This window comes from Paenibacillus sp. FSL H7-689 (assembly GCF_000517905.1).
Taxonomy (GTDB): Bacteria; Bacillota; Bacilli; order Paenibacillales; family Paenibacillaceae; genus Paenibacillus; species Paenibacillus amylolyticus.
The window spans coordinates 335438-350389 of sequence record NZ_ASPU01000013.1 but is presented as its reverse complement, the minus strand read 5'-3'; the positions used below and the strand labels follow the sequence as shown (position 1 = coordinate 350389).

The window sequence follows — 14952 nt, the reverse complement described above, 5'->3', positions numbered from 1 at the left end:
CCATATTCGTTTGGATTGTAAATAGGTGATGAAAGGGAAACGAGATGAAAAGCAAGCCTGAACAAAAACGCCGTGGGGCGATGAACTTCACCATGTACATGGTAATAGGGCTTGGATTAACGGTTCTCATGTCGGCGGCATCCATTATGTTTGGTGCTGCTGATATGAGGTTAGCAACGGTATGGGAGGCTATTTTCCGATTTGATCCAATGCTCACTGAACATCAAATTATTCAAACCATGCGTCTCCCGCGTACCGTAGCTGATCTGATCGTTGGGTGCAGCCTTGCGGTATGTGGCGCTATCATGCAGGGGACAACGCGTAATCCGCTGGCCGACTCCGGGCTGATGGGGATTAGCTCTGGCGCAGCATTTGCAATTGCACTATGCCTGGCCTTTCTGCCGGGTTATTCGTATTGGCAGATGATGTTGTTCGCTTGTCTGGGAGCAGCGATCGCCACCGGTATGACTTACTTTACCGCGTCACTGGGCAATCGCGGAATGACGCCTCAGCGGCTTGTACTGGCAGGTCTGTCTATTTCAATGTTGTTTGGCGCACTCAGTCAGTACTTGGCAATCAATTATGATTTGGGGCGAGCATTGACATTCTGGACGGCGGGTAGCACAGCGGGGGTCAAATGGGGAGAATTGCTGATTATCTCACCGCTCTTTGTTGGGGGTATACTGCTGGCACTGGCGCTGTCCCCTTCCGTTACATTGCTCAGTTTGGGAGATGATGTGGCAAGTGGACTCGGCATTCGTAGCGGACTGGTCAAGATTTTGTCGACAATTATTGTACTTGTGCTGACTGGATTGGCTGTTGTTGTGGTTGGCCCGGTTGGTTTTGTGGGTCTGATTACCCCGCATATTGTGCGATATATGGTAGGTGTCGACTATCGATACATTATTCCGGCAGCGGCTTTATATGGTGCGTTGCTGACCGTATCGGCTGATTTGGCTGGACGTTTGATCAATAAACCGTTCGAAACGCCGATTGCCATTATATTTTCTATCATTGGTGTGCCGTATTTTCTCTTCTTGGCTCGAAGACAAAGGAGGGAATATGAATGATCAAGCGGCGTTATACGATGAAACGAGGCATTATCATCAATGTAGTGCTTGTGGTGCTCATACTTGTGTTTGCGATCATTAGCATGAATTCTGGCAAAATGAATCTTTCACCGCTAGAAGTGCTGAACGTTCTCATAGGAAACGGTACCGATAAGCAAAATCTGATTGTGTTTGATTTTCGTTTGCCACGAATTGTACTTTCGATTTTGGTAGGTCTGGGAATGGGAGCGGCGGGGGTCGTGATGCAGAGTTTGCTGCGTAATGACATGGCTAGTCCGGGAACACTGGGAATTAGTTCGGGATCGGGTTTGTTTGTCCTGTTCTTCGTTGTATTCATTGCATCCACAGGCAAGAGTTCCTTTATTGCTCTGCCTCTGTTGGCTTTTGTTGGCGGACTATTGGCAGCGGGTTTGATCTTCTTATTATCGTATCGCCGCGGACGAGACATCTCGCCAATCGGTTTGATCTTGACCGGGGTCGCGTTAGGAAGCGGGTACGGGGCGCTGACGACCTTCTTGACACTCAAGCTGGATGATTCGCAGATGAACTTCATGCTGTATTGGCTGGCGGGAAGCCTATGGGGCGATGATTGGGGTTATATTTCCATACTGACACCATGGGTCTTGATCTTACTCGGCTATATTTTTTACAAGGCTCGCATACTGAATGCCCTCCATTTGGGCAATCAGACAGCACAGGGGCTTGGTGTTTCCGTGAAGCGACAGTTCTTGGGGTTGTCAATCGCTGCTGTTGCTTTATCCTCTGGCAGTGTAGCTGTGGGAGGCAGCTTCTTTTTCGTTGGATTGATCGCTCCGCATATGGCCAGAAAACTGGTCGGTCCCGATCACAAATTGCTCATTCCGGCTGCCAGCTTGGCTGGGGGACTAGTCGTGGTGTTGGCTGACACGATTACGCGCACGGTTAGCCTCGTAGGAGATGTGCCAACAGGAATCGTTATTACAGTTATTAGTGTTCCATATTTTCTTTATTTACTAGCAAAAGCCAAATAACACAATCAATAATATAGTCGGAATTTTTTGTGGAAAACGGTTTGGCAGGACTGTGCGCTGCATTTTAAAGCAGAATGCACGATATCAAAAGTTCAAACATCGAAGTTACCCTGTATTACCGCTATGCTTTTTAAACAATAGCTATAGAAAAAGATGCCATTACGAGGATATCGTATTGGCATCTTTTGATTTTTTCTCATTTGATAGTTAATTTGATACTGGAGAATTATTCAAGATTTATATGGCAGATTCATCCGACAGCTGAAAACGGGAAACGAAATACCAGATGAGCTCGCGACGTGAGGATACCTTGGTTTTGGCGAAAATGGATTTTAAATGATCCTGAACGGTGTAGACAGAAATATGCATCGCAGCAGCAATTTCCTTGGACGAATAACTGCGGAGCACATATCCGAGAAGTTCCCGCTCTCGACTGGATAATCCATGGCTTTCGGCGAGCAAGGGCAGCAAATCCTGTGGCATCGCCTGCTCCAAACGGATTGCAATCTGATCCGGCCCTGTAAGCTGTTGCATGAGACTAGCATGAAGTATGAGGTAACGCCCATCCGGAAGTTGGATGCAAACTTTGGAGGGTGATTCGGGAGCGATCTGAGTATCCACGGCCAGATCTGCCCGATTCTTGCGCTGCAGGTGGGAACTCACTGCACGTACCGGACGGGGCAGAACATCCGGCCCTACATGTTCCAGCATGCGCAATTGGGACAGCCAATATTGAGCGGAGGCGTTCAGGGATAAGAGCTGGAACGTGTCTGAGGTGATCAAAATTCCGGGTTCCTCGGGACTTTCACTCGTGATCTCATCGATCAGTGTCAAGCTCGTGGACCGCAGCATCGATGCAATAGAAGCGGTCCAGGACTGAATCATCAACCGCTCCCCCTCTGTAAAGACAGCACTTTCTGTCTTACGATATAGGGTCAGATATCCCCAGCAAGCGTCTCCACTAACCAATACAGCACGTAGTTCATCACCGAACCCCGCTGGCTGAAGAATGTTGATATAACGTTGGCTTTGTTCAAGCTGTGAGTTCATAGACGTATGAAGTGTAGCTGTATGCTCACCGCTGCGAATTAATTCAGCGTATTTATGTATATCTTCTTCCATGTATTCATTGATGAATAACCGATCATGAATGGCCTCAATGCCATCTTCTGTCACGGCTCCTGTGGAGAGAAGAGTCAGAGGATCAACGGTAGTGAAACAGTATGCATCGTAAGGTATAACCGTATGGATCTGCTTAAGAACAGCTTCCCGATAGGTATGTGAGGTCCAGGTTCCTTTTTCAAGAGAAGTGATAAGTCTGTGGTTCCGATCAATACGTGATGTCAACAAGATTACTCCTCTCTCTGTGCGCATATCCCAATGTTCTGGGATTGTAGGCTCGCCGTATCCTTCTATAATGAAATTAGACGAACAACGAGTCAAGTCTAACTTCAATTCAAGAGGAGTGCGGTGTCCATGAATCACAATCTATCACCGATGAGCTGGGAAACAGCAGATGTTCATCGTTACGAACAATCGATAGCCCTGAAAATTCCGGGTTATTCTCATATGCATGATCTAATGGAACGGCTGCTGTCAGCATCTTTCGCGAATAACAACGATATTCATATCCTTGTTGCCGGTGCGGGAGGGGGAAAAGAGATTGCTCTGCTCGGATCACGTCATGCCGGTTGGACATTGACTGGAGTAGATCCATCACAGCCCATGCTGCAACTTGCTGAGAAACGAGTCACGGAAGCAGGCATCGGTTCCAGAGTGAAACTGCAACCTGTCACGGTTGAAGAATTGCCGGAGGATATTGTATATGATGGGGCGACAAGCATGCTCATGTTACATTTCCTTCAGGGGATGGAGGCCAAGAGAACGTTTCTGACCAGCCTCGCAGCTAGACTTAAACCGGGTGCACCACTGATCATTGCGGCTGTAAATGCCGATCTTCGTTCACCTGCACATCCAATCATGATGCAAGCTTGGAAGGATCACATGTTGAGTGTGGGCGTCCTTCCTGAAGAGTGGGAGCGCTTTGCTGCTTCCCTGGGCCGTGAATCCGATCCAATATCCTCTGAAGAGATGACTCAGCTACTGACCGAATGCGGTTTCTCACATATTACACGTTACTTCGGGGCGTTCTGGGTGGAGGGGTATTATGCAATTCGAAACTAACGTGAAGCCTATGAAAGATCAGATCTGGGTGGTTGGTGGTTATGGTCAAGTGGGGCAGATGATATGTACTCAACTGGGGAAATTGTTCCCGGGTAAAGTATGGGCTGCGGGTACACGCATGAACCGTGCGGAAGAGTTCAGCAGGTCTACAGGTGGTGCTGTGCTACCGCTTCAACTGGATGTAACAAAACCTGTGGAGCCATCCATGTTACGGCCTGTGAAGCTGGTCATCATGTGTGTGGATCAGAGCGATACCCGTTTTGTTGAAGCCTGCGCACAAGCCGGAACCGACTATATTGATATTTCTGCAAAATATGATTTTCTCGCTCAGGTTGAACAGCTCCACACCAAAATGCAACGTTCCAAATCGACCGCGATCCTCAGCGTTGGATTATCACCTGGAGTGACTAATTTGCTTGTGCGCGAAGCGACCATGCATATGGATCAGGTTGAGGAAGCAGACATTACCGTAATGCTGGGACTTGGAGAGAAGCACGGAAAAGCTGCCGTGGAGTGGACCGTTGATCAGATGAATGCCACCTACCAAGTGATGCAAAAGGGCAAACCTGCTGAGGTACAGAGTTTCGGAGATGGCAAACGTATTGATTTTGGAGCAAAACTAGGGAACCGGAAGGCGTATCGATTTAACTTTTCGGATCAGCATGTGGTTGCTCGGACGTTACGTATTCCAACCGTATCTACCAGACTCTGTCTGGACTCCCGCTGGATCACAAGATCCATGGCAATCTCCAAACGTGCAGGGTTGTTTTCGTTGTTGCGTATCCCGTCTATTCGGAATGGAACGGTTAAGGCATTTGGCCTTATTCCTGGGGGAGAACCGATGTATGCGGTCAAGGTCGATGCCGTAGGATGGGAAAATGGTGAGCAAATCCGCGTCGAACAACTACTGGTCGGTGCAAAGGAAGCAGATGCAACAGCAGCGGTAGCTGCAGCCGTGGCAGAACGTGTGTATAAAACAGAGTTGCCACATGGTGTGTTTCATATTGAACAGTGTCTCTCTCTGCAAGACATTCAGGATGCACTTCATACGCCACTAAAGGTGACGACCAAGATCACCTAGTTTCATGTTCTTTTGCTGAGAACCTCCGATCTGCTATGATGGAACAATAATCATGGCATGAATGGAGGGAGATCATGAACTGCGTTGCTGTATTACCTTATTACAAAGTACAGAGAGAAGTGACGGGTCTCGCCCAAGAGATTGAGATGAATGCCCGCTCCATGATTCTGTATTCAGATAAAATCGTGACCAAATACCGCGAGTTCAACATCACGGAAGTGTTTGATATGTCATTTCGCCGTATGGGTGATGAAGGTGGATTTTTCTATTTGCACACAAGCACAGGAGTATATCCATATATGGTCGAAATCGACCCCAAACCGTTTATACAACATTTCAGAAAGATGACGATCCAAAAATTAAAATGACTTGACCTTGCCGTTACGTGAAGGCTTACCCTCGGATATGGAAGGAACCACAACCAATTCAGAGGAGCCGTGAATGTAATGAGTATACTGATTCAGCAAGCTACGATCCTAACGATGAAAGATGTCGATGCCCCCTTTACGGGGGATATTCGTGTTGAGGGTGATCGCATTACGCATATTGCTGAACACATTGTGCCTCACCCCCAAGATGAGATTATCGATGGACGCAATAAGGTTGCCATGCCAGGACTGATTAATGCCCACCAACATACACCGATGAGTCTGCTCCGGGGATTCTCGGATGATCTGAAGCTGATGGACTGGCTCGAACGCAAAATGCTGCCTGCTGAAGCACGGATGAACCCGGAAGACATCTATTGGGGTGCCAAGTTATCCATCGCCGAGATGATCCGTTCGGGTACCACTGCGTTTGCGGATATGTACATTCATATGAATGAGATTGCAGAAGCGGTTAAGCAAACGGGGATGCGGGCATCGCTTACACGTGGAATGGTATTCATGGAGGATGATGGGGGACGCAGATTGCAGGAGGCGATCGACCTTGTAGAGCGCTGGTCTGGAGCGGCCGATGGGCGGATAACAACCATGTATGGACCCCACTCACCCTATACATGTCCCATGGAGCAGCTACGTGAAGTCATTGCTCTGGCTGTCACAGAGGATATCCCGCTACATATTCATCTGGCTGAGACGAAGGAAGAAGTTGTGAAGATTCGTGAGCGCTATGGCATGACACCGACAGAGTATCTGGAAGAGGCGGGGATGTTCGAACAGGCACATGTGTTGCTTGCGCATGGTGTACACCTCAATCGCAGGGACATCGGCAGATTGAAGGGCATGCGCGGCGGTGTAGCACACAATCCAGTCAGCAATCTGAAGCTGGGGTGCGGAATTGCTCCAATTACCGAGATGTTGGCTCAGGGAATTAACGTGGGAATCGGAACGGATGGAGCGGGAAGTGCCACAACCGTCGATATGTTCGAGGAGATCAAAGCCGCGACCTGGCTGCAAAAGCTGGACTATGGCGATCCCACTCGCTTGCCAGCCAAGGACGTACTAAGCATGGCTACACGTGGAAGTGCTAGTCTGCTTGGTCTACTGGATGAAGTGGGTATGCTTGAGGTGGGGCACAAAGCTGATCTGATCCTGATCGATCTGGCGAAACCACATCTTCAACCGATACATGAGGTAGAATCGTTACTGGCTTACAGCGTAAATGGGGCGGACGTGGACACCACGATCGTGAATGGTCAGCTCCTCATGAGAGGCAGGAAGCTGCTCACGATCGATGAGGATGAACTTTACCGTGAGGTGAAGGTTAGAGCCAAAAGAATTGTTGAGGGAATTTAATTTTAGGTGAATTTGATCCAAACTGGAAAATGATTTGTGTTCAAAACGCTATGGAGGCTTACTCCATGGCGTTTTTTGTCGAATTTCAACTGGAAGTAGTTCTGTGGTCCTGTTCAGAATCGGTTCAGAATGGGTCGTTATACTGAGCATGTAGTTGTTCAAATTTGAAATGTATACGAGGAGGAACATGAATTGAAGGGGAAACAAAACAAAAAACGGCTTAAGCCGATATTGAAAAAAAGCATGTTGACTGCAATCGGGCTGGGCATTGCGTTGCCTATAGGTGGAGCGCTTCCTCAAGCTAACGCAGGTGAAATTGGCCCAGAGATTAACATTTCACGGCCTGTACTCAACGACGGCATCCATTGGTTAAATTATTCATCGGAACAAAACGATCCTTCTTTTGTGTCCGGTGTACCCATCGAGGTAATGAACAATAGAGTTAGAATTGATTTGAGTACCCATTTACGATCTGATGAGTTTAGTATGCTCACAGCCAACTCAAGTGATAACAGTATAGCTAGGGTGTATGTAGAAACGATAGAAAATGAAAATACATTGGTTGTTATTCCTTACAAGAGCGGCAAGATCAATATTGAATTGAAAGCTCAATATACTGTATCTGATGTACCGGAAACGGTTACGGATAACTTTGAACTTAACATTAGTAAAAAAGGGGATGTAAATGCAGACGGAAAAGTGAATTCTGCGGATGCAGCAGAACTTTTGACTTATCTTCGTAATATGGTCAGTCGCCGCGGTTATTCTTATGTAGAGATGAACCGAATGGACGTGGATCGTAATGCGGAACCCACTTTGGGGGATATGAATGCGTTGTTAAACGGATATGCCAATAAAACACTTGGCGCGAAAAACAATGATTATGTGTTGACCTTTCAACAAGTGGACGATGCGCCGTATGTGCTGAATGGTCAATTGAAGAATTACATGGAGAACACAATTGCCACAGATTATTATTTAATGGATGTTGATGGTGATGATATTGATTACATTAATACTCCTTCTTATCAGTGGTACCGCGCAACAGACCCTTCAGGAGAAGATATGGTTCCAATAGAAGGGGAGACACGAGAACAGCATACCGTTACATCTGAGGACGAAGGTTATTATCTTGTGCTCGAAGTGACTACTCATTCCACTTCGGATACGAATACGGAGCCTAGACGAGTATACATTGTTGGAAAAGAAAAAATACAACGCCCTGATTAATTCATATTTTTTAATTTAAATAACGAATAACAATATTTTTTCTATCGTCACCATACATTCTACCAATTGATACAGACATGGAGGCTAATACATGTTTCAACCGAAAAAGAAACGTCCAAGAATCAGAAGAACAATGTCAGGTCTCATCGCACTGACGCTACTCTCGTCTCTCGTATTCCCGAGTATAGCTGGGGCAGAACCGGCAGAACCATCACAGGTGCAATTTGCAAATGTTAGTGTACAGGCGGGGCAGACGGTTCATGTCCCTGTTACATTAAAGCAGTCCTATTCTCAGGTTAGCGCTTATAATATGCAGATTGATTATGATACATCTGCCCTAGAAGTTGTCCGTATCACGCCTAAATCTGTCAACGTCATCAGCACATCCCCAAATGAAGATGGTGTAGCAGACTTCCAGTACCAAATTAATAATGCGGAAGGCTGGGTACGGATCATCTGGGTTGATTTTACTGGGGGTGACCACTCAATTGTAGATGAAACCCAATTATTTGATATTGAGGTCAAAGCCAAAAGCAATGCGGCGCCTGGAACGAAACAGCTATCCGTAGATCAAACTGATTCAGAACATTGGCATTTTACAAATGTAGAACACAATAGTGGTGCTCAGTTGTCTGGTGGAACAATCACAATTACAGCAGCAAATTCAGGTGGCGACAATTCCGGTTCGACACCTACACCGAATCCTGGTAACTCTTCAGGTGGAGGAGGAGGAAGTGTATCACCAACTTCACCAGTCGTTACCCCAGTTCCATCGACTCCGGTGGTAACTAAAGGTGTAGACATCTATGTGAACGGTCAGAAACAGGAACAGTCTGCTACGGCCACCACATCAACGGTAAACAATCAGGTTACCACCACGGTTCATGTGGATAATGACAAAGTCATCAATCAGATTGGAAGTGGACTAAAAACGCTTCTGCTGCCTATTACAGGTACTGGCAAGGGTGCGGTCGTTGGTGAACTGAACGGCAAGTTGGTCAAAACAATGGAAGGAAGTAATGCCGAAGTTGTCATTCAGACTGATAGCGGTACGTACACACTTCCAGCTAACCAGATTCAAGTGGATCAGATTCTGAACCAATTCGGAAGCACGGTTCCATTGGAAGATATCACAATCCAAATCGCTATTGTGCCTAGTGCCACATCTAAACAAACAGCAATTCAGGCTGCAGCGGATAAGCTGGAGAACACAACGGTGATCGCAGCTCCGATTGATTTTGAAGTAAAAGCGATCTGGAATGGACAGCAAGTTAATGTAGATCGTTTCAACTCTTATGTAGAGCGCTCCATTACTTTGCCAGAAGGTGTCGATGGTTCAAAGATCACGACAGGAGTTGTGCTTCAGCCAGATGGCAGCCTTCTGCATGTACCGACCAAGGTTATCAAAGGTAACGTGCAAGATTCTGCTATTATTAACAGCTTGACGAACAGCACTTACGCCCTGATCTATCATCCGGCAACATTCAGCGATGTATCAAGTCACTGGAGTCGGGATGACGTACAGGATCTGGCATCCCGTCTGATCGTACAAGGCACCGGTGAGAACGTGTTTGCGCCAGACCGGAGTATTACACGGGCAGAGTTTACGGCTGTTCTGTTAAGAGGTTTGGGGCTGCACTCCCCGCGCAGTACAGAAGCGGCATCGTTCACAGATGTGAAGACTGGTAGCTGGTATGAGGATGAGGTTCAGACGGCTGTGTCCTACGGCCTAATCTCAGGTTATGCTGACGACAGCTTCCGTCCGAATAGCGAAATTTCTCGTGCTGAAGCGCTGACTATTGTGTCACGTGCGATGAAACTGGTCGGTCTGGCACAGGCCGACGCGTCAGAGACAACAAGTCTGCTTAGCACATATAGCGATAGCGCTAAAGTACAGGCTTGGGCAGCAGAGCCAGTTGCATCCGCGATTAAACAAGAGCTGGTACAAGGTGCTGATGGCAAACTGATGTCCGATGCAGACATTAGTCGTGCGCAGTCAGCCGCGATTGTGAAAAGGCTGCTGGCAAAAGCAGGATTAATCTAAACTTTATAAGTTGAACTAAAGATTATTTACACTGACACTACGACGACAGAATAACCTTCCAATCGCTGTTATCCCCAGATTTTTTGAATCCCTTTTCCAAAGGTGAAAATCCGGGGATAAAGGCGAACGCTTCGCTTTTTCAGGTTTTTTCTGTCTTCTCCGTTATCGTGTAAATGATTAGTTTAACTTATATTATCAAATGCAATAACGAAATAAGACAACCCGAGTCCTTATATCTAAGGATTCGGTTTTTTTGTATATAGTTCTTTTGAACAACCTCTTATAGGTGCACTGGTCCAGTTCATTATCAGTTCATACTGATTTGTTACGATATGAACATCAAATAGATAGATATCGTGCATGATCAGGAGAGGAAGAGATCCATATGAAAATACTAGAAGTTAAAAATGTGAAGAAATCATACACCTTATATGGAAAAGAAAGAGTTCCGGTACTCCACGGTTTGAACTTAAGTTTTGAGACAGGGGAATTTGTCTCCATCCTCGGCGAATCTGGCTGTGGTAAGTCGACACTGATGAATATCATTGGTGGCATGGACTCCGATTATGAAGGGGACGTCGTTGTTCGTGGCAAGAACTTAAGTGCCATGACAGAGAAGGAAATGGATGATTATCGGAAGAATAATATCGGCTTTGTCTTTCAAAATTTCAATCTGATCCCGCATCTGTCTGTCCTCGAAAATGTAACGATTGCGATGCAAATGACGGATACCAATGAGAAGGATCGCAACCAACGTGCTGTTGATATATTGACAGAGGTGGGACTGAAGGATCATCTGAACAAACGTCCCAACCAGTTATCTGGCGGTCAGAAGCAACGGGTTTCCATCGCACGGGCATTATCCAACAATCCGGATATTATTCTTGCAGATGAACCGACGGGTGCTCTGGATAGGGAAAACGGAGATCAAATCCTCGCTCTGCTCGACAGTATAGCCAAAAAGGGAATGCTGGTGATTGCCGTAACTCACTCGCAGAAAGTCGCTGACTCCGGTACACGGATTGTGAAGGTTGAAGAGGGGCGTATTAGTGATGATATTCACCTGAAAGATCCTTCTACGGCTGTTTACGAGAGTGGTCAGGATTCTTCCCGTAGCCTGAGCTTGCTTGCTTCATTCAAGATGGCACTTAAAAATATGAAACTCAACGGCAAGCGTAATGTTCTGGTCGCTTTGGGTGGATCTATAGGTATATTAAGTGTACTCCTGATGCTCTCCTTGGGGAATGGAATAACGACGTATATGAATGACGAAATCAATTCAAGTATGGACCCTTTGCTCGTGGATATAACAAAGCCGAGTGAAGAAGCCAAGGACATGCAAGGTCCCGAGGCCTTGATGGCACCAGGTGAACCGTTCACCGAAGCTGATGTAGAGACGATTCGCAATTTTCCTAATGTGGATCATGTAGAGACAATTACGACCATTACAGGCAAATCCACTATGGTGAATGAAAAACAAAGTGTAGGACTCACACAGTTAACAACGTTAACGGATGCTTTTGATCCAGCATTGATGACAACTGGTGTTCTGCCGGTAGAAAATCAGATGCTGTTACCTCTCGATACAGCGAAACAATTAAGCGGAGATGATCAAGCTGAAACCATGATCGGCAAGTCCGTGTTTTTATATATCAATGAGATGGATAGTAATAATAAACCAGTGACTTTGGAGAAAGAAGTAACAATCTCAGGGATCTACGAAGCGGCAGATCCGCAATCTCCAATGCAACAATCCCCGGGGTACATTTCATCAGAGACGCTGGAGCAAATGTATGCGGACGAAGGAATAACGATTGGGCCAATTCAAGTTAACGCCTATGCAACCGATATGAAATATGTAAATGATATCAATGAAGCTGCTGTAGACGCTGGTTTCGCAGGCTCCCAAATGGCCAAGGTCATGGAGAATATCACCACATATGTAAGTATGGCTTCCATTGTACTTGCGGGTATTGCAGGTATTTCGTTGATCGTATCCGGTATTATGATACTGGTAGTACTCTATATTAGTGTCGTGGAACGGACAAAGGAGATCGGAATTCTCCGAGCGATTGGAGCAAGAAAGAAAGATATCAAGCGAATATTCTTCTCCGAATCTGCCTTATTAGGCGTATTTAGTGGTATTATTGCGGTAATCTTTGCAGTGATCATTAGTTATGTATTAAACATTCTTTTGGACAATGCGTTTGGAGCTAAACTCATTAATCTCTCGGGATATTATATCTTGTTTGGTATCGTGGTAAGTACAGCGATTAGTATTGTTGCCGGTTTGATGCCATCATCAAAAGCGGCGAAGCTGGACCCGATGGAATCCTTACGATACGAATAAATATCAATTTTGGAAAGGATAATGGCTACATGAACACAATTCTGGTGGTGGACGATGATTCCCATATCCGTAAATTAATCCGAATCTATCTTGAAAAGAATCAATTTTCCGTGCTGGAAGCACCAGACGGTCAAGAGGCGTTAGATATCCTCTCGCACACGAAAGTTGATCTGGCGATTGTGGATGTGATGATGCCGCGAATAGACGGCATTGAACTGACGGAAGATATTCGGTCTTATCTGGATATTCCCATCCTGATGGTGACTGCCAAGGGAGAATCCAAGGACAAAGTCAGAGGATTTAATGCAGGATCAGACGATTACCTGGTTAAACCATTTGATCCTGTGGAGTTAATCTTGCGTGTAAAATCGTTACTGAAACGATATAACAAAAGTGCATCAAACATGATTCAGATCAGCGGTGTAACGATTGATTTGGGCAATCTGATGGTTGTTTCGGATGGACAATCTATCGAATTGAAAAAGAAGGAATGTGAATTGTTATTTTCTCTGGCGAGTTCGCCAGGGAAAATATTCACACGTACACAGCTTATAGATGACATATGGGGCATCGATTACGAAGGAGATGAGCGTACAGTTGATGTACATATCAAACGGTTAAGGGAACGTCTTGAACATGTTCCTGAGTTAGTGATCTCAACGATAAGAGGACTTGGATATCGGCTGGAGCGGGCATGAAAATGTTTAGGAAAAGCCTGCGACTTCGCATCGTAGCTACGTTTATCGGGATTGTTCTGGTGAGTTTGATTCTCTCCTTTATGATAAATAACGGGTCCCAGGAAAAGACACCGAATCGATTTATGGTTACTTTTGCTCAAGATCTCGCTACACTGATTAACCTGATCGATGATCCGGAAAAAGTACAATCAAGCTTAGGTATCTTTGCTCGCTACGGCTTAAATATCACTCCCGTGAATGAACAAAGTGAAGTGTTATCTTCCTTGCCAGAGGACAAAGTTCATTCGTTATTTGAGGCGGGTACAACGGATGCCATTTTTCTGTCCAGTAAAGATGGAGTCGCGACCATAGGTGTTCCTGGAACAAACGAGGGGATCGGCACATTTCTGATTCAAAGTGATTTCTCCTCTCTTTTTCATACACTGCGAAACACGCTCTTAACCTCACTATTAACAGTTCTGGTGATTGGCAGCTTATTAATCCTGTTCATGTCCGGGTACATTGTGAAACCGATTAAGAGATTAACGGTTGCAGCGAAGGAGATATCATCAGGTGACCTGTCGGTTCGCTTGAAACATAATAATCAGGATGAGTTTGGCGAACTGATGGAGAGCTTTAATCATATGGCCAGTGAGTTGCAAAAAATCGATTCGGTTCGTGATGACTTTGTCAGCAACGTCTCTCATGAAATGCAATCTCCGCTCACATCAATTAGAGGATTTACCAGAGCACTACAAGATGGTGTTATTCCATTAGAAGAGCAGAAAGAGCATTTGGATATTATATATGAAGAAACGCTGCGCTTATCGAGGCTCAGTGATAATCTGCTTCGGCTAGCCTCGCTGGATTCAGAGCATCATCCGGTTCATTTCACCACATTCCAGGTAGATGAACAATTAAGAAGGGTGATCTTACTGGCAGAGCCGCAGTGGGCTCAGAAGGACATACAGATCGAATTGGATTTGTTGCCCTGCGAGATCACAGTGGACAAAGATTTGTTTGATCAGGTCTGGCAGAATTTAATAAACAATGCGATCAAATACACCGGTGCACAGGGTATCATTCATGTCGAAATTGAGACGTCATCTTCACATGTGAAGGTATTGATTAGAGATTCTGGACAAGGAATACCTGAGGAAGCACTCCCGTATATCTTTGATCGATTCTACATGGTGGACAAAGCGCGAAGCAGCTCGCTTCGAGGGAATGGATTGGGTTTGTCCATTGTCATTAAAATTTTGAAATTGCATCAATGTACAATTGATGTAGAGAGCGAAGTAGGAAAAGGTACACAGTTTATTGTCACGATCCCCAGATCGACCATTACACCTCCATCTTAAGGAAAGCCAGAAAATAGAGAGCAGCAATCTGGTAACAATCGGTTCCTGTGTGTTCAGGATTCAGATTGTTGCCAGATTGCTTATTTTGATATATGTATTCGCGACAAAATTTCACATATAGTTTTGTTTAGCAGTGGATCATTTGATAAAATAGAAGAGACGTTATGTGAATCTATGAACTTAATTAATTTATCATACACAGAATG

Annotated in this window: 12 protein-coding genes; 11 read left to right on the top strand and 1 reads right to left on the bottom strand. The window is 45.6% G+C overall.

Going from position 1 to position 14952, the window contains the following annotated elements; translation table 11 throughout:
* The first annotated feature begins 44 nt into the window (after positions 1-44).
* Together C170_RS09085 and C170_RS09080 are read left to right on the top strand one after the other, a co-directional pair.
* Positions 45-1070, top strand: a complete 1026-nt coding sequence (locus C170_RS09085) for a FecCD family ABC transporter permease (protein WP_051447083.1) — start codon at positions 45-47, stop codon at positions 1068-1070.
* Positions 1067-2080, top strand: coding sequence for a FecCD family ABC transporter permease (locus tag C170_RS09080; RefSeq protein ID WP_036608650.1), 1014 nt, complete (start codon positions 1067-1069; stop codon positions 2078-2080). The genes C170_RS09085 and C170_RS09080 overlap by 4 nt, the downstream gene beginning before the upstream one ends.
* Positions 2081-2317: 237 nt before the next feature.
* Here C170_RS09080 and C170_RS09075 read toward each other — a convergent pair whose 3' ends face one another.
* Positions 2318-3427: a helix-turn-helix transcriptional regulator gene (locus tag C170_RS09075; RefSeq protein ID WP_051447082.1), complete on the bottom strand. Its 1110-nt coding sequence runs from the start codon at positions 3425-3427 to the stop codon at positions 2318-2320.
* A gap of 129 nt (positions 3428-3556) precedes the next feature.
* Between C170_RS09075 and C170_RS09070 the strand changes: the two genes are divergently transcribed.
* The 9 genes from C170_RS09070 (at position 3557) to C170_RS09030 (ending at position 14746) form a co-directional block, all read left to right on the top strand.
* Positions 3557-4264: a class I SAM-dependent methyltransferase gene (locus tag C170_RS09070; protein ID WP_036608640.1), complete on the top strand. Its 708-nt coding sequence runs from the start codon at positions 3557-3559 to the stop codon at positions 4262-4264.
* Positions 4248-5345: a saccharopine dehydrogenase family protein gene (locus tag C170_RS09065; protein WP_051447081.1), complete on the top strand. Its 1098-nt coding sequence runs from the start codon at positions 4248-4250 to the stop codon at positions 5343-5345. The genes C170_RS09070 and C170_RS09065 overlap by 17 nt, the downstream gene beginning before the upstream one ends.
* 74 nt (positions 5346-5419) lie before the next feature.
* A complete protein-coding gene (locus tag C170_RS09060) occupies positions 5420-5713 on the top strand; it encodes a hypothetical protein (RefSeq protein WP_036608638.1) in 294 nt (97 codons plus the stop codon).
* A 78-nt stretch (positions 5714-5791) separates the two neighbouring features.
* On the top strand, positions 5792-7084 hold the full coding sequence (locus C170_RS09055) for an amidohydrolase (RefSeq protein ID WP_036608636.1): 1293 nt from the start codon (positions 5792-5794) through the stop codon (positions 7082-7084).
* A gap of 192 nt (positions 7085-7276) precedes the next feature.
* The gene (locus C170_RS09050; protein WP_036608633.1) at positions 7277-8314 is read left to right on the top strand and encodes a dockerin type I domain-containing protein; all 1038 of its coding nucleotides are present in this window, start codon (positions 7277-7279) and stop codon (positions 8312-8314) included.
* A 91-nt stretch (positions 8315-8405) separates the two neighbouring features.
* On the top strand, positions 8406-10358 hold the full coding sequence (locus C170_RS09045) for an S-layer homology domain-containing protein (RefSeq protein WP_051447080.1): 1953 nt from the start codon (positions 8406-8408) through the stop codon (positions 10356-10358).
* Between the two features lie 385 nt (positions 10359-10743).
* Entirely contained in the window at positions 10744-12708 is a 1965-nt protein-coding gene (locus tag C170_RS09040; protein WP_036608631.1) for an ABC transporter ATP-binding protein/permease, read from the top strand.
* 29 nt (positions 12709-12737) lie between these two features.
* Complete coding sequence (locus C170_RS09035) at positions 12738-13406, top strand: response regulator transcription factor (RefSeq protein ID WP_036608628.1); 669 nt, start codon at positions 12738-12740, stop codon at positions 13404-13406.
* Positions 13407-13408: 2 nt separating this feature from the next.
* Positions 13409-14746, top strand: a complete 1338-nt coding sequence (locus C170_RS09030) for a sensor histidine kinase (RefSeq protein WP_036608626.1) — start codon at positions 13409-13411, stop codon at positions 14744-14746.
* Positions 14747-14952 lie beyond the last annotated feature (206 nt).